Genomic DNA, 26360 nt, shown 5'->3' on the forward strand with positions numbered 1-26360 from the left:
TAATGATGAAAGAAGATTTTTTAAAATACCAGGCCCAAACCTCTCCTTACCCGTTGGGGATGGAAGTTTCCTACGCTAAGGGTTCCTATATCTACGATACCAACAACAAAAAATACCTGGACTTTGTGGCCGGAGTTTCCGCCTGTAGTTTAGGACATCAAAATCAAAGAGTAAATCAAGCCATCAAAGACCAGTTAGACAAATATTCCCATGTTATGGTTTATGGCGAATATGCGCAACACCCGGCAGTGGCTTACTGCAAATTATTGGTTGAAAATCTCCATCCTTCACTAAACAAAGTATACTTAGTCAATTCGGGCACTGAAGCTACTGAAGGCGCATTAAAATTGGTGCGTCGTGTAACCGGCAGAAGCCAACTGATTTCCTGTCACAATGCCTACCACGGCAATACCATGGGTTCTATGAGCGTGATGGGATTTGAAGAACGCAAACAAATCTTTCGTCCGCTGATTCCCGATGTAGATTTCATTACCTTTAACAATGAAGAAGATATTCAAAAAATAACCACCAAAACAGCCGGAATCATTCTGGAAAGCATTCAGGGTGGTGCGGGGTTCATAGAGCCTAAAAATGATTTTTTGGCCAAAATCAAAAAACGCTGTGAGGAAGTTGGTGCGTTATTGATTGTTGATGAAATTCAACCCGGATTCGGAAGAACCGGAAAGCTATTTGGTTACGAAAACTACAACGTTGTCCCTGATGTGGTCATAATAGGTAAAGGTATGGCAGGCGGAATGCCTGTTGGCGGCTTCATTGCCAACGAAAAACATATGGATTTATTGAGCCATGATCCGAAATTAGGACACATTACTACATTTGGCGGACATCCTGTCATTGCGGCAGCCTGTTTGGCTACTTTGGAAGAAATACTTGAAAAAGACTACATTTCACAATCTTTAGCCAAAGAAAAACTTTTCCGGGAGCTATTGGTACACCCTTTGATAAAGGAAGTGAGAGGAAGAGGACTGATGTTGGCAGCCATGACCGACGACCCTGAAATTACCAACAAAGTAATTTTTAAATGTCAAGACAAAGGATTGATTTTATTTTGGTTGTTGTTTGAAGTTTGCGCCATCAGAATTACTCCCCCATTAACCCTATCCGAAGACGAAATCAGAGAAGGCTGTGCCATCATCATCGAGGCAATGGATGAATTGATGAATGAAGAATTAAGATTAACGAATTAAGATTGCAGATTTTTTACTTCTAAAATCAAAAATCGTCAATCATCAATCACAAATCAATTGTTAATTAAATTGTTTACAACAATACCGACAATTATTAAAAAAAGCACTGCGTTTCCCTAATTTTATTAAGGATAATTTTAAACCCTACTGTTATGCACCTGGATCACGACGAAGAAGACTACAACTTATCCTTATCGAAATTTGAATCGATGTTGAAAACCAACAAAGTGTTCTTTTTCGACTCTGAGGAATTCGAGGAAATCATCCTGCATTACCTTGATATGGGCAAAGCAACTTTGGCTAAAAAAGCATTGAAGTTAGGATTAGAACAACACCCTAAATCGACCGGATTAAAATTAGTTCAGGTTGAAATGTTGGTGTATGATGACAAACTGGATCAGGCCGAAAAATTACTCAACGAATTGTACGCCATTGAGCCGACCAATGAAGAGATCTTCATCCAAAAAGCCAATATTTATTCCAAAAGAGACCAGCATGACAAAGCAGTAGAATTTTTGCAAACAGCTCTAAAATATACCGAAGACCATGCCGATGTATACAATTTAATGGGCATGGAATATCTTTTTATGGACAATTTAGAGTTGGCCAAAGAGAGTTTTATCAAATGTTTGGAAGAAGACATAGAAGACCAATCAGCCTTATATAACGTAGTATACTGTTTTGAGTTTTTAGACCAAAATGCAGAAGCTATTGAATATCTGAAAAAATACATTGACAGAAATCCGTACAGTGAAATTGCCTGGCATCAGTCGGGCCGCTTATACTATGGGCTCAAAGAATACGAAATGGCTGCGACTTCTTTCGAATTAGCTTCTTATATAGATGAAGAATTCATCGGAGCTTATATGGAAAGAGGAAAAGCTTTGGAGCGATTAAAAAAATACCAGGAGGCAATTGAAAGCTACAAACGCACTATCGAATTAGACGATCCCACCTCATATGCCTTGCTTCGCATCGGGAAATGCTATGAAAAACTGGGAAACAAAGTAGAAGCCTTAAAATATTTCAACAAAACAGTACATGAAGACCCGCTTTTAGACAAAGGTTGGATTGCGATAACCGATTATTATGTACGCCAAAAAAACTTCCAAAAAGCTCTGTACTACGTAAACAAAGCATTAGCTATTGACGATCAAAACCGCTTGTATTGGAAACGATTTGCGACCATCAACAAAGCCATGAACTTGTTGGAAGAAGCCGAATTCGGGTACCGAAAAGCCGTTGAATTCGGAGATTACCAATTAGATACCTGGTTGTTTTGGGTTGACATCATGAAAGACTTGGGTGAATTCAATAATGCCATATTAACTTTATTACAAGCTGCTGAGTATTTCCCTGAAGAATATGAAGTAGAATACCGCTTAGCCGGATTTTATTTTATGCTGAATGAAGAAGAAAAAGCTAAGTTTCATTTGAGCAACGGTTTGCGTTTGAATTACAAACACCACACCATTATAACCGACTTATTTCCTTCTGTTTGGGAGCGAAAATCGGTGCAGGATTATATTAGCAAACATCAAAAACCAGAATAAATGTCGAGAAGACAGTATGGTCTAATCGGAAAAAATATTTCCTATTCATTTTCCAAAAAGTATTTCACAGAGAAATTTGCTTTAGGGAATTTGGTGGATTGTACTTATGATAATTTCGACATTCCTACTATCGAAGATTTCCCGGCAGTTATTGCAAACAATCCCGATTTAAAAGGGCTAAATGTGACCATCCCTTACAAGGAAACCATCATTCCTTATTTGGCAAAATTGTCGAAAAATGCAGCTCAAATCGGAGCCGTTAATGTCATTCGGTTTACCAAAAAAGGAAGACTGAAAGGTTACAATACAGACTATTACGGATTTATGAAATCGTTGGAACCGCTATTGCAACCTCATCACAAAAAAGCATTGATTCTCGGTACCGGCGGGGCTGCCAAAGCAGTAGCATTCGCCTTAGACAAACTTGGAATCCTGTATACTTTTGTATCGCGTGAATCTAAAGAAGGCATGATTGATTACGACCGAATCAATGCAACCACTTTTGACAATTATCACATTATCATCAATTGCACGCCTTTGGGCACCAGTCCCAATACTAAGGAATTCCCTCCTCTCCCATATGCTTTTTTTACTGATAGACACATTGCTTTTGATTTGATTTACAATCCCGAAGAAACACAGTTTCTCAGGAAAGCTAAAAAGAAAGGAGCTGTTACCAAGAATGGCTACGAAATGTTAGTCCTACAGGCTGAAAAAGCTTGGAAAATCTGGAATAAATAATCAACCGAATGAACATCAAACTTCTCGCAATCGGCAAAACCGACAATAAAGCACTCCAAACCCTGATTGAGGATTATACCAAAAGACTATCGTTTTACATTAAGTTCGATTTAGAAATTATTCCGGACATCAAGAATGTAAAGCATTTATCTGAAAACCAGCAAAAAGAAAAAGAAGGAGAATTGATTTTGGGCAAACTCACCCCAACTGATCAATTAATCTTGTTGGACGAAAACGGAAGCACTTTTTCCAGCGTCGGTTTTTCTGATTATTTGCAAAAGAAAATGAATTCGGGAACCAAGACATTAGTGTTCGTTATCGGAGGCCCGTACGGTTTTAGTCAGGAAGTATACCAAAAAGCTCAAGGCAAAATTTCGCTTTCATTAATGACCTTTTCGCATCAGATGGTACGTTTGTTTTTTATAGAACAGTTGTATCGCGGTTTTACCATTTTGCGCAACGAGCCATACCATCATCAGTAAAACGTTCTGCCACAGCACTTGTGATATACTAATAAATATATTCCTTACCGTGATTTATAAGCACTCCTTTTTTGGTAATCACTAAATTTTTAAGGAACAACTTATCCTGAATGTATTTGTCGAAACTCAGTTTTTTACTGAAACAAAAGGTAACTGTTGACGGCACTTCTTTTAAAGAATCATTTAAAAAAACCGCCAATTGTTCTTTTGAAAAAACTTCATCTTTATATCTCACCAGATTATTTTCATCAAAGGTAATCACGGTTGCATTCCCATCAGGTTTTTCGTATTGGTATCTTATTTTGGTAAATGGCAAAAAAGCCATCCGTTTCTTAGTAGTATCGGTGTAAGTAAAATAATTCTCCGATGTTTCGCTTTTGTGCACACTTCCTTCTTTTTTGTTCTGAAGTTTTTTGATTTCGGGAATGACTAAACGCAACGGCAATCGTTTATCAATATTAAACAACCAATTAGTAGAGCTTATAGAATTCTTGCGGTTAACTTCAATCAAGGTATCTTTTTCTTCGGTTTTAAAGAAAAAGTAAATTGGGGAATGGTCCTGCACGTCAGCCACTACTGTTTCACCAGCCATGGGCAGCAATACTTCCTTATTTTGACAGGAAAACAGAAAAAAACAAATTCCGGCTACAATGATTTTTTTCATAATTGAGATACTAATTTTATGCATTCAACAGCTTCTTTTACATCATGCACTCTTAAAATATTAGCTCCTTTTTGCAGAGCAATGGTATTCAGAACCGAAGTCCCGTTAAGGGCTAATTCAGCTGAAGTATTTAATGTTTTATAAATCATAGACTTTCGGGAAACGCCAACCAAAACAGGCAATTCCAAAGACTGAAACAACTCTAAATTCCCCAATAGTTCAAAATTTTGTTCCAATGTTTTAGCAAAACCAAATCCGGGATCCACGATGATATCATTAATTCCGAAACTTCGGGCCTGAGCTATTTTTTCAGAAAAATAAAATAAAACGTCTTTAGTAATATTGTTATATTCCGTAAGGCTCTGCATGCTTTGCGGCGTACCTCTCATGTGCATCATGATGTAAGGTACTTGCAACTCGGCAACGGTTTTGAACATGTTTTCGTCTAAATTTCCGGCAGCAATATCGTTAATGATACAGGCTCCGTTTTCAATCGCTGCCCTGGCTACTTTGGCACGAAACGTATCAACCGAAATTAAGGTTTCGGGAAACTCCTTGAGCACCATTTTGAGCACAGGCAATAAACGATTGATTTCTTCGTCTTCAGAAACAAACTCGGCACTGGGCTTACTGGAATATGCTCCTATGTCGACAAAAGTAGCTCCTTGAATCAACATTTTTTCTACCTGAGAAAGAATGGCATTTTCGTCAGCATATTTGCCTCCGTCGTAAAACGAATTGGGCGTTGCATTCAGTATTCCCATAACTTTGGGAACAGACAAATCTATCAGGTTTCCGAGGCAATTAATGGTCATTGGTATTTTAACTTAGTTATAAGATTTAGTCCTTTGTACTTCAATCTTTATTCTTTACTTTTGACACGAACCCATTGGGACGAATCGTACGCGAGTAAAAAAATTTGATACAAAGATACACTGAAATGAGTAATACTTCTCAGGAATATGATAAGGTTATCGCTATTTGCCGACAACTTTTCAGCAATAAAATGAAAGACTACGGAAGTGCTTGGCGCATATTGAGATTACCCTCACTAACCGATCAGATTTTCATCAAAGCACAACGCATCCGCAGCTTGCAACAAAACCAAACCCGCAAAGTTGACGAAGACGAAACCGGTGAATTTATCGGAATCATCAATTACTGCATTATGGCGCTTATTCAACTCGATTTAGGCGTAGTAGACCAACCCGATTTAGACGTTGCAAAAGCCGTAGAGTTGTATGACGCCAAGGTTGCTTTGACCAAATCATTGATGGAAGCCAAAAATCACGACTATGGAGAAGCATGGAGAGAAATGCGCGTGAGTTCCCTAACCGATTTGATTTTACAAAAACTGCTTCGTGTAAAGCAAATTGAAGACAATCAAGGTAAAACTTTGGTTTCAGAAGGCATAGATGCCAATTACCAAGACATGATTAATTACTCCGTTTTTGCGTTGATTTTGATGCAATTCGGGCAAAACTAATTTACAAGTTATGAGTTTATCTAAAAACAATACTGCTCTGGGAATCCGAATCATCATTTCGTTCCTTTTCCTTTTATCAGCTGTGGCCAAATTATATCCATCGCCTTATTTTGCCATTTCAACTTTTGAAGTAAAGCAATTGTATCCCATGGGATTTTCGGAAGGTTTTGCGCCTTATTTTTCGAGAATATTAATCGGAATTGAATTTGCCTTGGGCTTTTTAATTTTACAAAAACACTTTTTGCGAAGCATTGTTATTCCGGGCACCATATTACTATTGGCCGTATTTACAACACATTTAACCATAGTAACCATACAGGACGGCGGTAACTCCGGAAACTGTGGCTGTTTTGGGAGTTTGTTGCCCATGACTCCGATAGAAGCTATCATTAAAAACGTAGTGGCCATGGCTTTGTTGGTTTGGTTGTTTGTCATTATGCCAAAATCTAATGAAAAGAAAGACAATTTTTGGGTACTGACATCTGTGACTTTTGCTTCAATCCTGGCATTATTCATGTTGGCTCCAATACAGCCGATGGAAAGCAAATTTTCAGTTTCCACCCCGGAGGAAAGTATTGTTGACACTGTAGCTGAAACGAGTGTTGATACAACTTCGGTTCAAATTGTGAAAGACACGCTGAAAAAAGCTGAAGCGCTAAAAAATGAAATCAAAACGGAAAGCAACGAACCTGAAAAGCACAAATCAGGCTATGCACAATATTTCGCCAATATTGATAAAGGCCGTAAAACCCTTTGCTTCTTTGTACCGGGTTGTGACCACTGTCGTGAAGCCGCCAAAGAGTTAACTGAAATGCGAAAAACCAATAAAAACTTCCCTGAGATTTACGTCATTTTCATGAATGAGGAAGCTGATTTAATTCCGGATTTTTTCAAATTTGCCGGTGCTGAATATCCTTATAAGATTATTGAAGTGATTCCGTTTTGGAAAGTTTTGGGATCGGGTAAAGATACTCCTGGTGTAAAATATTTATGGAACGGAAACGAATACAAATACTATTGGGGAATTACAGATAACAAATTTGACCCGGTAGACTATCAAAAATTAATTCAGAAACCTTATTCAGAATTAAAAAAATAATCCTACTTTGCTTATCATTTTGTATTTTAAACCATAAAAAACTTCACATATGATTAAGTATATCATGTCCCGAAAAATCAATGAACGAGGACTCATCGGCATTGGTTTGTGCATAGTAGTTTTCTTTGTTGGGCAGTATGTTTTGAATCACCTCTCAACGATGGAGCATCCGCCAATGGGAAACACTATCTGGATTATTCTGGGAAGTACTTTAGTATTTACATCAGCATTAGGAGTTGTTTTGATTCTGAAATACCTTTATGACACTAAGAAGCGCAAAGAAAGACGCGAACGAAAGAGAAAAAGTCACAAATTATATTACCTGAAAAACGGTAAGACAAAACAAGTGACGGATTCTGATTTAGAATAACCCCTATTTTCCCAAACAAACAAAAAAATGAAAAAAATTGCTGTAATTTTAGTTGTGATTATGATTGCTTTTGCGTTTTCAACATTTCAAAAAGAGTCTTTTTCCAAAGAATCATTAGATCAAAAATTGATTACTCCTGAGAATACCGAAATTACATTCAAGGAAATTTTAAAAAAGCATCACGGAAAACCTACCGTTATCGAAATTTGGGCCTCCTGGTGTGGCGATTGTGTTAAGGCAATGCCCAAAGTAAAAGAAATGCAAGCAGCCAATCCCAATGTAGATTACGTATTCATCTCTATGGATAAAGCTTTTGACAAATGGCATTCAGGCATAGCCAAACACGAGCTGAAAGGAGACCATTATTGGGCTACTGGTGGTATGAAAGGTACTTTTGGCAAATCAATTGATTTGGATTGGATACCGCGCTATATTGTACTCGACGGCAAAGGCAAAATTCAAATATACAGAGCTATAGAAACCGATTTTGACAAAATAAACAAGACCCTAAAAAATTTACAATAATGAGACAAAAGATAGTTGCCGGTAATTGGAAAATGCACAAAAATGCCGAAGAAACCGAAGACCTTTTAAACGAATTAATTGACAAACTACCTGTTGATACCGAAGCACAAATCATTGTAGCACCAACTTTTGTCAACCTCGCTTCTGCTGTTGATCATCTGGAGTTTACCAATATAACCGTTGCGGCTCAAAACATGCATCAAAACGAATCAGGAGCCTACACCGGAGAAGTATCAGCTGACATGCTGAAAAGCATTGGGGTAAACAGGGTAATTCTGGGGCACTCAGAACGCAGAGCCTATTTTCATGAAACCGATGCCATTCTTGCCCAAAAAGTAACTACCGCTTTAAAACACGATATGTCCGTAATTTTTTGTTTTGGCGAAGAACTGAAAGACCGTCAAAACAAGCAACACTTTAATGTAGTTGAAAATCAGTTGCGCGACGGTTTATTTCACCTTGAAGCTAAAAATTGGGAACAAATCATTTTGGCCTACGAGCCTGTTTGGGCTATCGGAACCGGAGAAACTGCCTCCCCTGAACAGGCACAGGAAATGCACGAATTCATCAGAGAAACAATCAGAAAACGTTTTGGCAGTAATGTAGCCGAAGACGTTTCTATACTTTACGGAGGTAGTGTAAAACCTGATAATGCCAAAGAAATTTTCTCAAAACCGGATGTTGACGGCGGATTAATTGGTGGAGCTGCCCTCAAAGCTGAAGATTTTGCTGCCATTGTAGCTGCTGTATAAGAAAAAAATCCTTTCAAAATTTCAAAACCTTTCATTAAATTGAAAGGTTTTTTTTTGTTATTACAACAAACAATTGCATTTTATCGATTTTATTTGCTTTTAATCGAAAATACTTTTAGTTTTACCAACCTAAATCTTGTCAAATCAAATGAAAGCGAAATTCACACTTGTACTCCTACTGTTTTGTAGTCTGAATCTACTTGCCCAAATAGATATTCAAAAACGATTCCAATCAGACTCCCGAAAATACTATGTTTGGAATAAAGACTACGACAAATACGAATTGATGGAAACGGAATATGAAAACTCCGTCATAGACATTCGTGAAATTGGTTCTAAATCTAACGGATATATTGTTGTCAGCATGATAGATAACGGTTTGGTCAGAATGCACCATGGTTCTATCTATCAGTTTAAACAAGACAGTGACGAAGAAGGCTCTTGGCTAATCCGATCGAAATTTATGAAAGGGAAACTAACCTACAATCCTAAAGAGAACACTATAACGTATCTTTATGATGCTGACGATAAACGCTACAATAAACTGATGATTTTTTACGTTCAGACGGATGAAGCACCCAATGCCAGTTTGAAAGCCATCGTAAAATCAGACTAAAAAGTTTTCCTGAAATGACTTCGCTGTAAGGCTGTTGATTGTTACCTTTGCCAAAAAAATACAGCATGTCAAACGTTTATTTAGGATACCATTTTACTGTGGAACCCAAAGAATTAGGTTCTGAAATTTTAATCGCCGAATTGGGTGAAAAACCTTTTGAAAGTTTTATTGAAACGGATAATGGTTTTGTTGCTTACATTCAGAAAGACCTTCATACTAAAGACATACTGGATGATATTTATCTGCTACATTCTCCTGAGTTCACTATTTCCTACACAATCGAAGAGATTGATCAAGTCAATTGGAATGAAGAGTGGGAAAAAAACTTCGAACCTATCGACGTAGACGGAAAATGCCACGTTCGAGCTCCTTTTCATCCAAAAACAGCAGCCGAATATGATATCGTGATTGAACCTAAAATGAGCTTCGGGACCGGTCATCATGAAACAACACACATGATGATTCAACATCTTTTAGAAACGGATGTTACCAATATGAAAACCCTAGATATGGGTTGCGGAACAGCCATTCTTGCCATTCTTGCCGAAATGAAAGGAGCCAAACCCATTGATGCCATTGACATTGACAACTGGTGCTATTTAAATTCGATTGAAAATGCAGAACGCAACAACCGTCATGAGATTACCGTATATGAAGGAGATGCCGAATTACTGAAAGGAAAAAAATACGACTTAATCATCGCCAACATCAACCGCAATATCCTGTTAAACGACATGCAACAATATGTGGATTGCCTGAACAAAAACGGGATCCTTTTATTGAGCGGATTTTACAGCGAAGATATCCCTTTTATTGATGCATCCTGTACAGAGAAAGGGCTCACTTATGTTAAAAAATTCGAAAGAAATAATTGGGTTTCTTTGAAATATGTAAATTAGCACTCGGAAAAAAATCGGAATACAAACGAAATGAAAATGAGCACGATAGAAAAAATACAAGAAGACGTTTTAGTTGAAGAACAGGTTGGAATTAACAACGAAATTGTATTGTATAACGACGATGTCAATACGTTTGATCATGTAATTGACACCTTAATCCGAGTTTGCCAACACACCTCAGAACAAGCAGAACAATGTGCTATTTTAGTTCATTACAAAGGAAAATGTACTGTAAAAACCGGACAGTATGATGAATTAAAACCTCAATGTACTCAATTGTTGGAAGCCGGTTTAAGTGCTGAAATTGTTTAAGCCTTAAATTTCCAGTCGAATTCATCATTATCTTTGATGATAGCTCCTAACTCCACCCGTATTACTGTTCCGTATTCGGTCTGAAGAATCAACCAATTACTTTCATTAAAATGGTTCTCAGTACTGTCAAAATCTTCTTGTTCCCAAGTTTTGAAAGGCAGGTTGGTTTTGAGCTCTTCTATATTTTTACCCATGACAACCTGATCTAAAAGAGTTGCTTGAGGATTAGAAGTAATGATATACCCCAAACGGAAGTTTTCATCTTCGTAAAAGGTCAGTCTAATTTTTTCGTTGTTATACAGATAAATCACATTACCGTCTTCATCTTTGAATTGTTTATCAGGTTTACCGTAAATACTTTCAACATGATTCTGTTTCATACCGAATAACAATTGACCAACACCGTTTTTGGGATTTATTTTCATAGTTTGTTTTACTGATTAATATTCAAACGTTCCAAACTCACTTTGAATGGTGAGTCTTTTATTGACAGAAGGCTCTACTCTGCCTACAATTCGGGCTTCTACACCAAATGATTCTGAAATTGCTATGATGTCGTGAGCTATTGCATCGGGCACGTATAACTCCATGCGATGCCCACAGTTGAAGACTTGGTACATTTCTTTCCAATTGGTACCGGATTGTTCTTGTATCAACTTGAATAATGGCGGAACCGGAAATAGATTGTCTTTTATAACATGCACCTCATCCACAAAATGCAAGACTTTGGTTTGTGCTCCACCGCTGCAATGTACCATACCATGAATATGGTTCGACGAATATTTTTCCAATATGGTTTTAATAATAGGCGCATAAGTCCGGGTTGGAGATAAAACCAATTTTCCGGCGTCAATTGGAGAACCTGCTACCGAATCGGTAAGTTTAGTATTTCCTGAATAAACTAGCTCATGGGGTACCGAAGCATCAAAACTCTCCGGATATTTTTCGGCTAAATATTTGGCAAAAACATCATGACGTGCCGATGTTAAACCGTTGCTGCCCATGCCACCATTATAACTTTTCTCATAATTGGCCTGACCAAAAGAAGCCAAACCTACAATAACATCGCCGGCTTGGATATTGGCATTATCAATTACATCCGAACGTTTCATACGGGCTGTAACGGTTGAATCTACGATAATAGTTCTGACTAAATCGCCCACATCTGCAGTTTCACCTCCTGTAGAATGAATGGTTACTCCAAAGTTTTTTAACTCGGTAATCAATTTTTCTGTTCCGTTGATGATGGCAGATATTACTTCGGCAGGAATGAGGTTTTTGTTTCTTCCGATGGTGGATGAAAGCAAAATATTATCGGTAGCACCTACACAAAGCAAGTCGTCAATGTTCATGATTAATGCGTCTTGCGCTATGCCTTTCCAAACGGACAAATCACCGGTTTCTTTCCAATACATATAGGCCAGTGACGATTTAGTACCGGCGCCATCGGCATGCATAATCAGACAGTAATTTTCGTCATTGGTTAAATAATCGGGGACAATTTTACAAAAAGCTTTGGGAAATAAGCCTTTATCAATGTTTTTGATGGCGTTGTGTACATCTTCTTTAGAAGCCGAAACTCCGCGCAAATTGTAGCGTTGGCTGTTATCAGAACTCATTAGTAGTAGTTAGTTGCCCTTTGACAAGCTCAGGGTAAATGTTGTTGTGCCGCAAAGATAGTAATTAGAATTGTGAATTGTAAATTGTGAATTACTTTTCCAGAATCATAATTTCTACGCGTCGGTTTTCGTCTTCTTCCTGTGCAGATTTTTCAGGTATAGGATGTACCGGATGCGAAGTTCCGTATCCTTTGAAGGTCATGCGCTTTCTATCTATTTTATTGCGGAGTAAATACGTATAAACGGCACGCGCTCTTGACGAAGAAACATCGTTGACATCGTATACTTTTTGGCAACAAATATGTCCTTGTATTTCTATTTTCAGTTTCGGATTTTCTTCCATAACACAGAGCAGTTCAAGTAGTGTCGGCTCTGATTTGGGAACTATTCGTGCCGAATTATTGTAGAAATAAATATTGGGCAAAGCTACGGTCTCCCCTACTTTAGAGTTCATTATTTTCTCTGATAATTTTGAAACAATAGGCTTTTCGTTTTTAATTTCGTTATAAAAGATGGTTACTTTTCTGTTTTCTGCCTGAATTTTGGATTGTTTAAATTCTTTGCCGTAAGCAATGCGCTCCAAATTTTGTTGAATACTGATGCCGCTTTTTTCGAGTAATTTTTGAACGTTATCAATGCGTCGTTCGGCCAATTTTTTATTGTAATCTTTAGTGTCCACGCTGTCGCAATAGCCCATCATTTTACTGACTTCAATATACTTATTTTTAGCAAACCATTCGTTGAAGTCTAAAATCGATTTCTCGTTAGGAAAGTCTTTATTGAAATCAAAAAATACTTCGAATTGACTTTGCCCTATACTTTTTGAGGAAACCAAAAACAACACTATGATGATTATATGTTTCATTATTTGTCGACGATTAAAATTTCTACGCGGCGATTGGCTTTTCGTTCAGCTTCGTTTCGTTCAGGTAATTTGTATATGGGGTCATTGCTACCAAAACCTTTGTAGGACAACCTGCTTAACTCAACTCCGTTTTCTCTCAAATAGTTAAAAATAACTAAGGCTCTACGATACGATAATTTGGTATCCATAACATTCGGGTTACAGCAAATATGGCCATGAATGGCTATTCTTAGTTTTGGGTTATCAAGCATAATTTGCACTAATTCTTCCAGGATAGGTCGTGACCGTTCCTCAATTCGCTCTGAGTTAAATAGGAAATTAATGTTATTAATTTTGACTAGATCTCCTTTTTTTGCCTTCCCAAATTTACCAGCTAACTGTGATACTTCTTTTTCAATTAAGGCTTGGCTGTCAAATGAAGATACGGATTCATCTCCTTTGGCAATATCCTTATTTTCTTTACTTTCTTCTTCTTTTGATCTATAAAACAACGTTACTTTTCGGTTTTCTTCCTGCTTTTTAGAAAATTTAAAATCTTTGCCGAATGGCTTTAACTCTACTTTATCGTTAATGGCTATAGCTCCATCCTTGAGTGACTTCATAACAAAGTTTATCCTTCTCATGGCCAATTCCTTATTGTAGTTGCTGTCATCCACACTGTCACAATACCCAAAAATACCTATGACTTCAACAGTTTTATTAGCCGCTATCCATTGGTTCAATTTTGTCATTGAAGCTTGATTGGGATACTCTTTATTGAAATCAAAGAACACTTCATATTGCTTTTGGGAAAAGGCAATAAACGGCAACATCCATAAAACAAAGCAAAGCTTCTTCATTCTAATTTTCAACAATTAAAATCTCAACTCTCCTGTTAGCCGCGCGTTCCTGTTCATTCTTTTCGGGTAACGGATAAATGGGTTGTGTACTGCCAAATCCTTTGTAGGACAATCTTGGCGGATAAATTTGGTTGGCCACTAAAAAATTATAAATGGCTTTCGCTCGTTGGGTTGATAAATCCAATCGGTCAGTCGGCATGCAGCACAAGTGTCCTTGTATTTCAATTTTTAATTGCGGATTTCTTTGGAGCACGACCAAAAGTTCATACATTTTGACCCGAGATTCGGGCACCACTGCAAAGGTGTTGATGATAAAATTCAGGTTCTCGATTTTGATTTTCTCTCCTTGTTTTGCCTCGCCTATTTTTTTCATAAAAGCTTGGTCAAGTTTAAATTCAGAGGTAGTCCCGTTAGGGTTTTCGAACATTAGTTTTTCGGGATATTCAATTTCGGGCTTGGGAGTTTCCTCACGGGTTTCTTGTTTAATTCCGAGGATTTCATCTTCCCGAATTAAGTCTTTTTCTAAAATATAATAAATGGTAACTCTCCTGTTTTCGGCTTTAATTTTAGACTGATTGAAACTTTCGCCGAAGCTTCTGGTTTTAAAATCTTCTCTGATTTTTATTTTATCTTTGATGATTCTGAAAACACCATCAACACGTTTTTGAGCCAGAGTATCATTAAATCCGGTTGTCCCGTCTTCATCGGTAAAACCGTGTATGGCGACTATTTTATTGTTTTTATTTTCGGTCAACCAAGTTGTTAGTCTTTCCTTTTCTTTGTTATTTAATTCAAATTTATTGCTGTCAAAATACAACGCAAACTGTTCCTGAGCATGAAAGGTATTAGCAAAAAGAACACAAAAAAGAAAAACAAAAATAGGCTTCATAAATCGCTTTTAATACAAACGTAATTTACGCAAAAATAGTATTGCTTTTGTAAAATATAATCCTGACTATAAGTAATTAATAATTACATTTGTAAATAAAACTTTATTAAATGAAATCATTACTACTTTTTGGATTTTTAACCCTTTCACTTACAGTCAGTTCTCAGACGCTGATACAATCGGTGAATTCGGGTAGTGTTATTGCTAACAGTTCTTCAATATCAGTAGGTGAAATTGTAGTGGTTCCACAAAATCAAAATCAATCAAGCACCGGAATTATTGGACTTTTGGCACAAACTCAACAAGCATTAGAAGTACCGCAACTGGAGCTGAGTAACAAGATTACGGTTTTTCCTAACCCAACGACTGCTACTGTTTACTTTCAAACCGAAACCAATTTAACCCATGAAAAAGTTTTGGTGTTCAATATCACAGGGCAACTAGTTTCTGAGCAAAAGATAGCGGCTGATAATTCTTTGGATTTATCGATACTTCAAAACGGTGTTTATCTTATTCAGTTTTCAAACAAAAACATCAATTCCTTTAAAATAATCAAACATTAACATGAAAAAACTATTACTTTTCTCAGCATTATTCATTTCCTTTTTGACATTTGCCCAAGTACCTCAGGGCATATCCTATCAGGCAATTGCCTTGAACAGTTCAGGAGCTCCTGTAGTGAGTTCGGATGTACGAGTGAAGCTTTCAATTTTGGACAGCTCTTCCTCGGGAACTATTTTATATACAGAAACCCAATTAAAAACTACCAATGCACAAGGGCTTTTTAACTTGGTAATCGGACAGGGAACATTGGTTTCGGGAGCGTTCAACACCATCAACTGGGGAAACAATTCTAAATTCTTAAAAGTAGAAATGGATGCTTCGGGCGGAACTAATTATGCCTTGGTAGGAACTACGCAATTACTCTCGGTTCCTTATGCTATGCATGCTGCAAGCGTTTCCAGTATTGCAGGTAATACCAATATTAATGATGAAATCATCGAGAATAAAACTTCCAATATTGGATTTATTGATTTATACGACAATAAGGTTTATGTATATACGAGTACCGTTGGAACTTGGTCTTCACAATCGTTTAATGCAAATGCCTCACCTCAATTGATAGAGTCGAATGGTAATTTTGCTTTTGTTGATTTTTATGATAACAAAGCCTATTCGTGTAATGGAAAAACCGGAATTTGGTCTTCACAAACTTTTAACCCAAATGCTTCCCCTGATTTAGTGACATCCAATAATAACTTTGCATTTATTGATTTTTATGATAACAAAGCATATGTGTACAATACAAAAACAGGTATTTGGGCATCACAAACTTTCAATTCAAATGCATCTCCGGATTTAATGGAATCAAATGGAAACTTCGCTTTCCTTGATTTATACGATAATAAAGCTTATGTTTTTAGTACAAAGACAGGCACTTGGTTGTCGCAAACGTTTAATGGAAATGCCTCACCGATATTGACCGCTACCAATGGTAATTTCGCTTTTCTTGATTTATATGACAACAAGGCTTATATATTCAATGGAAAAATCGGTACATGGTCATCGCAAACATTTAATTCGAACGCTTCTCCAACATTAATAACTTCTGGAACAAATTAAGTTAGTTCTATCAAAAAAAATCCAGCTCTATGAGCTGGATTTTTTATCTGTTTTAACTGAATTATCGGGTAAACAATAACTCTCTGTATTTGGTTAATGTCCAAATTTCATCATCTACCAGCAATTCTAATTTGTCGCAATGCGAGCGAATGATCTCAAAATAAGGTTTCACTTTATCGCAGTAGGCCTCAGCCATTTTTTGTGCATCGGTTAAGACATTGGCTTTTTTGCGGGCTTCGGTCATGGCTTCCACATTGGAGTTGATGCCTTCGATATGCGAAGAGATTTCTTTGATTAAAAAGATTTGTTCCTTGGCAATTTTCTCAAAATCCTTACCAAAGATTTCCTTTAATCCTCTTACATTTTCAATTAATGTATTTTGGTAACGAATGGCGGTTGGAATCACGTGATTACGGGCTATATCGCCGAGTACTCTTCCTTCGATTTGAATTTTTTTAGTGTATTCTTCCAATTCAATTTCGTAACGAGCCTCTACTTCTACATGATTCATCACATTCAAATCTTGGAATAAATCCAATGCTTTTTTGGACACTTTGGCTTTCAATGCAGCCGGTGTGGTTTTGTGATTACTCAGTCCTCTTTTTTTAGCTTCTTTTTCCCAAGACTCACTGTATCCGTCTCCTTCAAAAAGAATATTCTTAGTTTGTTTGATGTATTCTCTCAGAACATTAAAAATAGCTTCATCTTTTTTAAGCCCTTTATTATCAATCAAAGCGTCTACTTCTTTCTTGAATTCTTTCAATTGTTTGGCCACAATTGAATTTAGAGTGGTCATAGAGTTGGCACAATTGGCCGATGAGCCTACTGCTCTGAATTCAAATTTATTTCCGGTAAAAGCAAAAGGAGAAGTTCGGTTTCGATCAGTATTATCTAACAATACATCCGGAATTTTACCCACTACATTCAACTTCAAATCAGTTTTTTCCTCCGGAGATAGTTTTCCTTTGGTTACTCCTTCTAATTCTTCCAAAACTTTGGTCAGCTGTTGTCCTATGAATACCGAAATAATGGCCGGTGGAGCTTCATTGGCTCCTAAACGATGGTCGTTACTTGCCGTAGCGATGGAGGCTCTCATCAATTCTTCGTATTCCTGAACTGCTTTAATGGTATTGATAAAGAATGACAAAAACTGTAAATTACTCATTGGAGTTTTGCCGGGAGAAAGCAAGTTTACCCCAGTATCTGTGGCCAATGACCAGTTATTGTGTTTTCCTGAACCATTTACTCCTTTAAACGGTTTTTCGTGAAAAAGCACTTTGAAATCATGCCGCTCTCCTACTTTAGACATGACATCCATTAAAAGTGAGTTATGATCAACGGCTAAGTTTGTTTCTTCAAAAATTGGCGCTAATTCAAATTGATTGGGTGCCACCTCATTGTGACGGGTTTTTACCGGAATTCCCAAATACATACATTCCTCCTCTAATTCTCTCATATAATTTAGAGCGCGGGAAGGAATTGAACCAAAATAATGATCGTCTAATTGTTGTCCTTTGGCCGATGTATGTCCTAATAGGGTTCTGCCTGTCAGTAACAAATCGGGTCTCGAATTAGCTAAAGATGTGTCTACCAAGAAATATTCCTGTTCCCATCCTAAGGTAGCCGTTACTTTTTTTACATTTTTATCGAAATATTTACACACTTCTGTAGCTGCTTCATCAACAGCATTAAGGGCACGCAATAAAGGCGTTTTATAATCTAATGCTTCTCCTGTGTAGGAAATAAACACTGTTGGTATACACAAAGTTGTCCCAAAAATAAATGCCGGCGAAGTCGGATCCCATGCGGTATAACCACGGGCTTCAAATGTATTTCTTATCCCTCCGTTAGGAAAAGAAGATGCATCAGGTTCTTGCTGTACCAATTGACCGCCACCAAATTTCTCCAAAACTTCAGAACCGTCGTAGGAAGTTTCAAAAAAAGCATCGTGTTTTTCGGCCGTGGTACCGGTTAAAGGTTGAAACCAATGCGTATAATGAGTTACACCCTTAGCAATGGCCCATTCTTTCATTCCCATGGCAATATAATCGGCCAATTTCCTGTCAATTTTGGTTCCGTGCTGTATGGCATCTTTTACTCCTTTATATGCATCTGAAGTAAGAAACTGCTTCATTGCTTTATCGTTGAACACATTAGCTCCGAAAATAGCTGATTTTCGGGCAGCTTCTTCAAATTTCACAGGCTTTCTGGCCGATACATCTTTTAATGCTTGAAAACGCAAAGTTGACATAAAATTTATTTTTTTAGTTATACCCCATATAATTACAGCAAAAATAAAAATATTTATATTAAAAAAACATAAACACCCCATTTATTTTAGGGGTAAATTATTTTTTTTTACTTTTCATATCGATTTTAATTATTTTACAAAATCGTTAAATAATAATTTTGAACAAAACCAATCGCCTATATTTGTAACTATCAAATCAATTATTATGACTGTTTGGATTCTCTTTTTAGCCGCCATTTTTTTGTTTCTTGCCTTAGATTTAGGTGTATTCAACAAAAACCCACACATCATCAAACCCAAAGAAGCGGGGATTTGGACCGGAATTTGGGTTGCGTTGTCCTTCATCTTTTCCATTGTGATTAATTGGCTTTACAGCCATGAATACATTGATAACCCTACAGGTATCAAGCCAGCAGTAGCAACCATGAAGTTTATCACTGGTTATCTTATAGAATTATCATTGAGCATTGACAATATTTTTATCATTGCCGTAATCTTTGCTTCTTTTAAAATTCCGCAGAAATACCAGCACCGGGTTTTATTCTGGGGTATACTCGGCGCTATTTTCTTCAGAGGTCTGATGATTTTCTTCGGGGTTATACTAATCAACAAATTCAGTTGGATGACATATTTGTTTGGAGGATTTTTGATTTTTACCGCCATCAAAATGTTGTACAGCGGAGAAGAGGAAGAATTCAATCCGAAAAAATCTTTTGTTTACCGAAATCTGCGCAAGATAATGCCTATTACAAGTCACGTTGACGGAGAGCATTTTTTTGTAAAACGAAAACACATTACAGCTGCCACCCCTCTTTTTGTTGCTTTAATTGTTATTGAAGTCATGGACATGTTGTTTGCTTTAGACAGTGTTCCGGCTATATTGGCTATTACTTCTGACCCTTTTTTAGTATTCAGTTCTAATATTTTTGCCATTCTTGGATTGCGTTCTATGTATTTCTTTTTAGCCAATATGTTAGAAAAATTCAGCTATTTAGAATACAGTTTAATTGCCATATTAACATTTGTCGGAATTAAGATGTTACTGGTTCATTATTATAAATTTCCGGAATGGGTTTCCTTGAGTTTTATCGCTTTATCACTGTTAGTTGGGATACTTGTATCTATTAAAAAGAGTAACGCTGAGGCGAAAAAAAGCTAACCTTTTTACCCATTATACCAACAAAAAAGCCCCTCAATGAGGGGCTTTTTTTATTCATAACTACTTGATTATCTTTTAATAACACGTAAAGTTTTCACTTCAGCACCCTGAGTAACAATTACATTGTATACTCCTGATGAATATTTGCCTCCAACTTTAACTTCAGTTATGTCTGTAGGGTCAATTTCATTTTTCTCCATCAATCTTCCGGTCATGTCATAAACAGTTACCGAAACTTTCTGATTAGTTGATGTTGTAAAACTCAAATTGAAATCACTGGTATAAGGGTTTGGATAAACCTTAACTTTTAAATTCTCAGCCGCACCCATTTCAATCATTTCAGAAACTTTATAAGCAACATCAGAGCTTGAACACATTACTTTTATGCATTGCGTATAGGTTTTAGTGTTGCCACAACCATCAGTTGCTTCCCAAGTTCTGCAGTGTGTTTTTGAACCATCTGCATCAACGGTAATCACATCAGCATTAACTATTACAGGAACAATTTGAGAAGAAGTACAATTATCTGTAACTACAGGAGTATCAAATTCTACAGGAATATTAACATCACATGTTTTTTCAACCATTACTTGATTATCCCTGTTTCCTAGAGAATGTCCATCAAGTTGTTCCAATTTGAAATGGTATGGTGCTCCGTTTACCGATCCGGCTCCATAACAGTTTCCGTATCCTAATGATCCATGACCTTGAGCAGCTCTTCCTGCAAGTTTAATCATTACATTGCTTGAAGCTGATGTCCAAGTTACAGTATACCATGCATAATTATCACCAGTTGCTGTACCTGAATAACCATCAAAGTTGATGTTGAAATTAGCGATAGGAGCATTTCCTTTTATTTCAATTTGTCTGTTTCCGTATTGTTGTTCGAAACCGGCAACCACATCATTAACATTTGCATTACCGTGATGGTTTGGCGGATTACCCATATTGTCATTCAAAGTAGCATATGCAGTGTTAGTCAAGTTTTGACATACAGCAGGCATTCCGTCACATTGCTGATTGATAAGATTTTGTAATTCGTTAACCGCTCCATTACCTAAGCTTGCGGCTGTGGCCATAGCTTGTTCCCATGACATTAAGAAATCAAAAGCATGTTTACTATTACCTCCTTGACTTTTAACTGCCTGATGACGGAATCTGAAGGTATGAGTAGTTCCTGTTAATTGAGTAAATACTATACGTTGCGGAACACCCATTCCTTCAAAATAGTCAGACTGAGCAATATTGTTTACTCCATTAGTCCAGGTAAGTGGTACTGTCGGATGGTTCTGATTTCTTGGTTGATCAAAATAAACTCTGTCATTTGATACCGGTCTGGAATTGTCCATTTTTTCGGTCACAGTAGCTATTCCGCCACCACCTAAATCTTGACCACAAACTGAACCACCATTGTTTACTGAAACTTCTCTGTAATCAGAGTTACTACTGAATACAGGACCTTCTAAATCAACTTTCCATGTAAATACCTGGTTACAGGTTGAGGAATTACCACAAGCATCAGTTGCTGTATAAGTTCTGGTTTGTGAATGCATACATCCATCAATTGATTCTTCACCTAAAGCAGAAGTAATACTTACAACACCGTTTTCATCTGTTGCAACGGCCACACCCGGAGCCGGTAAACCTCCTTGAGGGTTACAGCCCAAATCAGCTCCTGAAGGACAAGATGTGAATACAGGTGGTGTTACATCTGTAGTTCTGGTAAACACTGCACTGCATGATACAGCTCCACAACTATCTGATACAACATAGTTAACTACCAATGGTACCCCTGCTGCAGGCATTTGATATTGTGACAAATCAGTAGCAATTGAATTCTGCCCTCCTCCAGTGTAATTGAATCCTGCAATCCAAGAAGCAAAAGCTTCAGCTGCATCTTCATTACAACTTACATTAGCATCTCCCGGACAATTAACAACTAATTCAGGATATCTAGTCACTGTTTGAGTAGCAATTGAAACATTTCCGTGTATATCAGTTGCTGTCCATGTAACTGTCGTAGTACCAACCGGAAAACACTGAGGAGCATTGCTGGTAAGTGAAGCTAATTCACAATTATCCGTGGCCGTTGCACCCAAGGCTATACCACAACCAAAATTATCTTCACCATAACATCTGGTTATATTTGAAACATTAATTAACGGCGCTTCTGTATCGTTCACTTTTACAACAAACTGACAAGAAGCTGAACCATTAGCATTTGTAGCTGTAGCTGTAACCGTTGTTAATCCAACAGGGAAGAAACTTCCTGAATCGTGTGAATATGTAATTACAGGAGTTGGATCCCCCGAAGCAGTTGCTGCAGCAAAAGTCACATTAGCTCCACATGAACCTGCTGTAGCATTAACGGTAATATCTGCCGGACATTCTATAGATGGCGGGAATGTAGCGGCAATCCACTGGAATGAAAGAACGTTGGAACATGCTAATTGGTTTTGACTATCTGTAAAACATGCTTTAATCGTATCTACGCCCGGTCCACCCGAACCTAAATAAGTAAAAAACGCTTCTCCGCTTGCATTGGTGTTTACTGAAAAAGGAGCCAGTCCGGCATTTGGTCCAGTCGGAATGCTAAAAGTAACCGTTTTGTTGGCTAGAGGCAATCCATTCGCATTTTTAACAAGCGCTTTAACTGTATGGTTAGTTCCCACGTTTCCGGAAGTAGTATCTTGAGACAGTAAAATACCCTCACCAATAATAGCTGCTCCTGAAAGGGCAAAATAGGCTAGGAAAATATTATCGTCTCCTGATGGATTAACCGTATTGATATTTAAACTTGTCGTTGTATTGGTTATAAAAGGCAATATAGAATACAACTCATCATCTGTAAATTGATTTGTAGGACCTGCATTAGGATTCGAAGGATTAGCATTTGAATTTCCAATTCCTCCAACCGTTAATAAGGCTCCATTTTCAGAAGCTCCGTCGTCTTCACCACCGGCAGAACTCGACAATCTTTGTCCGTTAACCGAAACCTGAGAAGTTTGAGTTCCTCCTGCTGCCTGATAACTAAAAGCTATTCCTAATCCCATATCCAACAAGGCTCCTGGTTGAGCCGGGTTTATTGGTTGCGCCAAGGTCACAGAAAAATTATCTCCTGAAGGCGTAGCTGCCCCAAACATAACAATTATTGTTTTTTCGGTTGCTGCAGCATCATTAAACACTACTAAAAGCACCTCTCCTTCAATAGTAGAACTACTGCACTCAGTTACTGTCATTGTAGAAATTCCTGCAGGAAATGCATTAATCTGAGCGGATACAAGACTAGTCACATCTGCCCAATAGTTATTAAATCCTATTCCACTGCTGCTGCTGGTTGCACTACCATTCCAACTTACAGGAGAACCTGATATGGTAACACAGCCATTGGCAATAGTTGCTCCTGTTGCACTCGACATAAGTATCGCTTTTTGCACAGTTGCTGAAGCATTAGGTTTATTAACTCTTACAGTCATTGATGAAAGCGAAGAACCTTTACCATCAACCGAAAGTGTATAATGTCCTGTTGAACTGTATACTTCTGATAATGCCCCGGCTTGAGGACTGAATACACTTGGTCCGTTGACATTAGATACTCTTGATACAGAACCTCCAAGGCTGGCAAGTGTACCCGGAGCAGAAACTTGTAGCGTTTCTTTTAAATCTGATTTACTTGTTGCTTTTCGTTGTTGCTGCGACATTGCTGTATTTGGCGCAAGAAATACAGTAAGAAATGTTGCAACAGCTACAAAAAAGTTCAATATACACATCCTATTTGGCGTATATACAACTGCGTTTTTTTGTTTCATTATTGTACAATATTAAGTTAGGTTAATACCAATACAATTAGCAAACAAAGTTTAATTATAGCTTGGGGCTGATAATTTTTCATTAATTGTCCGAAATTAGATAATATTTTTTCAGTACAATTCTAAAATCGTTGAATGTTATTTAAACTCGATTAAAAGATAATCTTACCATTTTTATTCAAAATCTTGAACTATTAATCTAAAGTTATTTTAATCATTTTGAAAAATTTACACTGAATTACAATTTCCGAAGAACGTTAACACCCCTCTATTTCATTAGTATAAAAAAGCCCCTCATTACTGAGGGGCTAATTTCAAATAATTTGGTTGAATTATTTTTTGATTACTCTTTGTGTTTTCACTTCTTCTCCCTGAGTTACAATCACATTATAAACTCCTGAAGAATAATTATTACCCACTTGTATTTCAGATACTTCGCTAGGATTTAAATCGCGTTTTTCAATTAATCTTCCTGTCATATCGTAAACTGAAATATTTACCTGAGCACTGTTTACAGTTGTCAAACTTAATTTAAAATTATCAGTGTATGGGTTTGGAGCAACAACTACTGAAAGACCTTTAAATTCCTTGTCTGATGAAGCATTCACTCTTACTAATGGTTGAGACGGACATTTTTCCACATTCCAACCAATAAATATTTTACATTCATCGAAACCTACATTTAGAGCATCTATGGCGCCATTAATCGCTGAGAGGCTAACACCAGCTTCTGAACCCACAATACCATCTGCATTACCTAAAGCACGGTTGGCTAAATCAATCAAACCGGCTACTGTTTTATTGCCGTTTGCATCAGCTGTAATGGCATTCAATACAGATGCCGGGAAGGTTTTATAAGTGTATTCATTAACTGTGTTAACCCACACACCGGCTTCATTGTAGTGTCCACAGATTCTTTCCTTAGCGATTTTTGAACCACAACCTCCTTGCGGACTGGCAACTGCAAAAGTACCTGCCTGTAATGTAAAGGCACTTAAATCATTTTCCAAACTAAGTTTTGAGTTCAATGCTAAAGTGATAGTTTGTGACAATAAAACATTACTTATTCTACCATTTTTCAATAAAGAAGACGGTAATGAACAAATACTGTTATTTCCGGCCGGAAGCTCTTTGGCAGGACCACCACCAGGTAATTTATCAATAATACAACTTACAGCACCCGGTGCAGTCATGAATACTGAACGTCCAGGCTGACCTACTGTAATGGTACCTCCTGCGTTGCTCAAACATTGTGCTATTGCTTGTGCAGTAGTCAAATGACTATTCTCTCCGTCACACATTGCACCACCTGCAGAACCGTAGGCTCCTTGAGTATAAGTACAGAATGCATCACAAGGGATTAGGCCAACATTTATTTGTTCCATATCCTCACAACCATTTGCATCCTTAACCACAACCGTATGTGATCCTGAATTTAAACTTGCAAAAGTATAAGGAGATGTTTGTGCTGTAAATGCTCCTCCATCAATACTTACCATGTATACCCCTGTTCCTCCTGAAAATGTAGCTTGCACACTACCTGTAGCTGTGTTGGCACAAATTTCCGGAAGAGATGTTAAGCTAACTACTACTTCAGTCGGGATAACAATAGTCACTTGTTTGGTATCGGTACAGCCGTTGGCATCGGTAGCCACGATGGTGTATGTTCCTGAAGCTGAAGCCGAGAATGGCGAAGTAGCGGAGTTTCCGTTTACCGTAAAGGTTTTAGTACCTGTTCCACCTGTAGCGCTGAAGGTAATTGATCCGCTGCCACCAAAACACAATGGGTTGGTGCCGTTAGCCGTCAATTCGACTTTAGTTGGGATGGTGATGGTTACTTGTTTGGTATCGGTACAGCCGTTGGCATCGGTAGCCACGATGGTGTATGTTCCTGAAGCCGAAGCCGAGAATGGCGAGGTAGCTGAGTTTCCATTCACCGTATAGGTTTTATCTCCTGTTCCTCCCGTTGCGCTGAAGGTAATTGATCCACTGCCACCAAAACACAATGGGTTGGTGCCGTTAGCCGTCAATTCGACTTTAGTTGGGATGGTGATGGTTACTTGTTTGGTATCGGTACAGCCGTTGGCATCGGTAGCCACGATGGTGTATGTTCCTGAAGCCGAAGCCGAGAATGGCGAGGTAGCKGAGTTTCCRTTYACCGTATAGGTTTTAGTACCTGTTCCTCCCGTTGCGCTGAAGGTAATTGATCCGCTGCCACCAAAACACAATGGGTTGGTGCCGTTAGCTGTCAATTCGACTTTAGTTGGGATGGTGATGGTTACTTGTTTGGTATCCGTACAGCCGTTGGCATCGGTAGCGACAATAGTATACGTACCGGAAGCCGAAGCCGAGAATGGCGAGGTAGCTGAGTTTCCGTTTACCGTATAGGTTTTAGTACCTGTTCCTCCCGTTGCGCTGAAGGTAATTGATCCGCTGCCACCAAAACACAATGGGTTGGTGCCGTTAGCTGTCAATTCGACTTTAGTTGGGATGGTGATGGTTACTTGTTTGGTATCCGTACAGCCGTTGGCATCGGTAGCGACAATAGTATACGTACCGGAAGCCGAAGCCGAGAATGGCGAGGTAGCTGAGTTTCCGT

At 37.8% G+C, this 26360-nt stretch carries 25 protein-coding genes; 15 read left to right on the forward strand and 10 right to left on the reverse strand.

The window, feature by feature from the left end:
* Nucleotides 1–5 precede the first annotated feature (5 nt).
* From EZL74_RS06160 to rlmH, 4 genes are all read left to right on the forward strand, one after another.
* A complete protein-coding gene (locus tag EZL74_RS06160) occupies nucleotides 6–1208 on the forward strand; it encodes an aspartate aminotransferase family protein (RefSeq protein ID WP_131475754.1) in 1203 nt (400 codons plus the stop codon).
* A gap of 152 nt (nucleotides 1209–1360) precedes the next feature.
* Complete coding sequence (locus tag EZL74_RS06165; RefSeq protein WP_131475726.1) at nucleotides 1361–2761, forward strand: tetratricopeptide repeat protein; 1401 nt, start codon at nucleotides 1361–1363, stop codon at nucleotides 2759–2761.
* Entirely contained in the window at nucleotides 2762–3502 is a 741-nt protein-coding gene (locus tag EZL74_RS06170; RefSeq protein ID WP_131475727.1) for a shikimate dehydrogenase family protein, read from the forward strand.
* Between the two features lie 8 nt (nucleotides 3503–3510).
* Nucleotides 3511–3984, forward strand: coding sequence for a 23S rRNA (pseudouridine(1915)-N(3))-methyltransferase RlmH (rlmH, locus tag EZL74_RS06175; RefSeq protein ID WP_131475728.1), 474 nt, complete (start codon nucleotides 3511–3513; stop codon nucleotides 3982–3984).
* Nucleotides 3985–4012: 28 nt separating this feature from the next.
* On the opposite strand, the gene EZL74_RS06180 is transcribed toward rlmH, so the two are convergent.
* The gene (locus tag EZL74_RS06180) at nucleotides 4013–4648 is read right to left on the reverse strand and encodes a hypothetical protein (protein WP_131475729.1); all 636 of its coding nucleotides are present in this window, start codon (nucleotides 4646–4648) and stop codon (nucleotides 4013–4015) included.
* The gene (folP, locus tag EZL74_RS06185; RefSeq protein ID WP_131475730.1) at nucleotides 4645–5463 is read right to left on the reverse strand and encodes a dihydropteroate synthase; all 819 of its coding nucleotides are present in this window, start codon (nucleotides 5461–5463) and stop codon (nucleotides 4645–4647) included. Before folP ends, EZL74_RS06180 begins: the two co-directional genes overlap by 4 nt.
* A gap of 125 nt (nucleotides 5464–5588) precedes the next feature.
* Between folP and EZL74_RS06190 the strand changes: the two genes are divergently transcribed.
* The 8 genes from EZL74_RS06190 to EZL74_RS06225 all read left to right on the forward strand — a co-directional run bounded on the left by EZL74_RS06190 (nucleotide 5589) and on the right by EZL74_RS06225 (nucleotide 10707).
* Nucleotides 5589–6134 (forward strand): DUF1599 domain-containing protein, encoded by a 546-nt coding sequence (locus EZL74_RS06190; protein WP_131475731.1) that lies wholly within the window; start codon nucleotides 5589–5591, stop codon nucleotides 6132–6134.
* Nucleotides 6135–6144: 10 nt separating this feature from the next.
* A complete protein-coding gene (locus EZL74_RS06195; RefSeq protein ID WP_131475732.1) occupies nucleotides 6145–7233 on the forward strand; it encodes a MauE/DoxX family redox-associated membrane protein in 1089 nt (362 codons plus the stop codon).
* 49 nt (nucleotides 7234–7282) lie between these two features.
* The gene (locus EZL74_RS06200) at nucleotides 7283–7603 is read left to right on the forward strand and encodes a hypothetical protein (RefSeq protein ID WP_131475733.1); all 321 of its coding nucleotides are present in this window, start codon (nucleotides 7283–7285) and stop codon (nucleotides 7601–7603) included.
* A 27-nt stretch (nucleotides 7604–7630) separates the two neighbouring features.
* Nucleotides 7631–8128: a TlpA family protein disulfide reductase gene (locus EZL74_RS06205; RefSeq protein ID WP_131475734.1), complete on the forward strand. Its 498-nt coding sequence runs from the start codon at nucleotides 7631–7633 to the stop codon at nucleotides 8126–8128.
* On the forward strand, nucleotides 8128–8880 hold the full coding sequence (tpiA, locus tag EZL74_RS06210; RefSeq protein WP_131475735.1) for a triose-phosphate isomerase: 753 nt from the start codon (nucleotides 8128–8130) through the stop codon (nucleotides 8878–8880). The genes EZL74_RS06205 and tpiA overlap by 1 nt, the downstream gene beginning before the upstream one ends.
* A gap of 148 nt (nucleotides 8881–9028) precedes the next feature.
* Entirely contained in the window at nucleotides 9029–9496 is a 468-nt protein-coding gene (locus tag EZL74_RS06215) for a hypothetical protein (RefSeq protein ID WP_131475736.1), read from the forward strand.
* 65 nt (nucleotides 9497–9561) lie between these two features.
* Nucleotides 9562–10395 (forward strand): 50S ribosomal protein L11 methyltransferase, encoded by an 834-nt coding sequence (gene prmA, locus EZL74_RS06220; RefSeq protein ID WP_131475737.1) that lies wholly within the window; start codon nucleotides 9562–9564, stop codon nucleotides 10393–10395.
* A 36-nt stretch (nucleotides 10396–10431) separates the two neighbouring features.
* A complete protein-coding gene (locus tag EZL74_RS06225; protein WP_131475738.1) occupies nucleotides 10432–10707 on the forward strand; it encodes an ATP-dependent Clp protease adaptor ClpS in 276 nt (91 codons plus the stop codon).
* Here EZL74_RS06225 and EZL74_RS06230 read toward each other — a convergent pair.
* The 5 genes from EZL74_RS06230 to EZL74_RS06250 form a co-directional block, all read right to left on the reverse strand.
* Nucleotides 10704–11132 carry a hypothetical protein gene (locus tag EZL74_RS06230; RefSeq protein ID WP_131475739.1) on the reverse strand — a complete coding sequence of 143 codons (429 nt, stop codon included), beginning with the start codon at nucleotides 11130–11132 and terminating at the stop codon, nucleotides 10704–10706. The two genes, EZL74_RS06225 and EZL74_RS06230, sit on opposite strands and share 4 nt — an antisense overlap.
* 15 nt (nucleotides 11133–11147) lie before the next feature.
* The gene (locus tag EZL74_RS06235; RefSeq protein WP_131475740.1) at nucleotides 11148–12326 is read right to left on the reverse strand and encodes an AIR synthase related protein; all 1179 of its coding nucleotides are present in this window, start codon (nucleotides 12324–12326) and stop codon (nucleotides 11148–11150) included.
* Nucleotides 12327–12417: 91 nt separating this feature from the next.
* The gene (locus EZL74_RS06240) at nucleotides 12418–13191 is read right to left on the reverse strand and encodes an OmpA family protein (protein WP_131475741.1); all 774 of its coding nucleotides are present in this window, start codon (nucleotides 13189–13191) and stop codon (nucleotides 12418–12420) included.
* Nucleotides 13191–14030, reverse strand: coding sequence for an OmpA family protein (locus EZL74_RS06245; RefSeq protein WP_131475742.1), 840 nt, complete (start codon nucleotides 14028–14030; stop codon nucleotides 13191–13193). The genes EZL74_RS06240 and EZL74_RS06245 overlap by 1 nt, the downstream gene beginning before the upstream one ends.
* A 1-nt stretch (nucleotide 14031) precedes the next feature.
* A complete protein-coding gene (locus EZL74_RS06250; protein ID WP_131475743.1) occupies nucleotides 14032–14919 on the reverse strand; it encodes an OmpA family protein in 888 nt (295 codons plus the stop codon).
* 110 nt (nucleotides 14920–15029) lie between these two features.
* Here EZL74_RS06250 and EZL74_RS06255 point away from each other — a divergent pair, with 110 nt between their 5' ends.
* Nucleotides 15030–15482: a T9SS type A sorting domain-containing protein gene (locus EZL74_RS06255; RefSeq protein ID WP_131475744.1), complete on the forward strand. Its 453-nt coding sequence runs from the start codon at nucleotides 15030–15032 to the stop codon at nucleotides 15480–15482.
* 1 nt (nucleotide 15483) lies between these two features.
* Complete coding sequence (locus tag EZL74_RS06260) at nucleotides 15484–16542, forward strand: hypothetical protein (RefSeq protein WP_131475745.1); 1059 nt, start codon at nucleotides 15484–15486, stop codon at nucleotides 16540–16542.
* Between the two features lie 61 nt (nucleotides 16543–16603).
* Here EZL74_RS06260 and EZL74_RS06265 read toward each other — a convergent pair whose 3' ends face one another.
* Entirely contained in the window at nucleotides 16604–18793 is a 2190-nt protein-coding gene (locus tag EZL74_RS06265; RefSeq protein WP_131475746.1) for a glutamine synthetase III family protein, read from the reverse strand.
* A 205-nt stretch (nucleotides 18794–18998) separates the two neighbouring features.
* Here EZL74_RS06265 and EZL74_RS06270 point away from each other — a divergent pair, with 205 nt between their 5' ends.
* Nucleotides 18999–19952, forward strand: a complete 954-nt coding sequence (locus tag EZL74_RS06270) for a TerC family protein (RefSeq protein ID WP_131475747.1) — start codon at nucleotides 18999–19001, stop codon at nucleotides 19950–19952.
* Nucleotides 19953–20020: 68 nt separating this feature from the next.
* On the opposite strand, the gene EZL74_RS06275 is transcribed toward EZL74_RS06270, so the two are convergent.
* Both EZL74_RS06275 and EZL74_RS06280 read right to left on the reverse strand, forming a co-directional pair.
* Nucleotides 20021–23761: an HYR domain-containing protein gene (locus EZL74_RS06275; RefSeq protein ID WP_131475748.1), complete on the reverse strand. Its 3741-nt coding sequence runs from the start codon at nucleotides 23759–23761 to the stop codon at nucleotides 20021–20023.
* Between the two features lie 332 nt (nucleotides 23762–24093).
* Nucleotides 24094–26360 (reverse strand): T9SS type A sorting domain-containing protein (locus EZL74_RS06280; RefSeq protein WP_131475749.1); only part of this gene is annotated, 2267 nt, incomplete at its 5' end.

It is taken from the genome of Flavobacterium silvisoli (assembly GCF_004329815.1).
In the GTDB taxonomy this organism is placed as follows: domain Bacteria; phylum Bacteroidota; class Bacteroidia; order Flavobacteriales; family Flavobacteriaceae; genus Flavobacterium; species Flavobacterium silvisoli.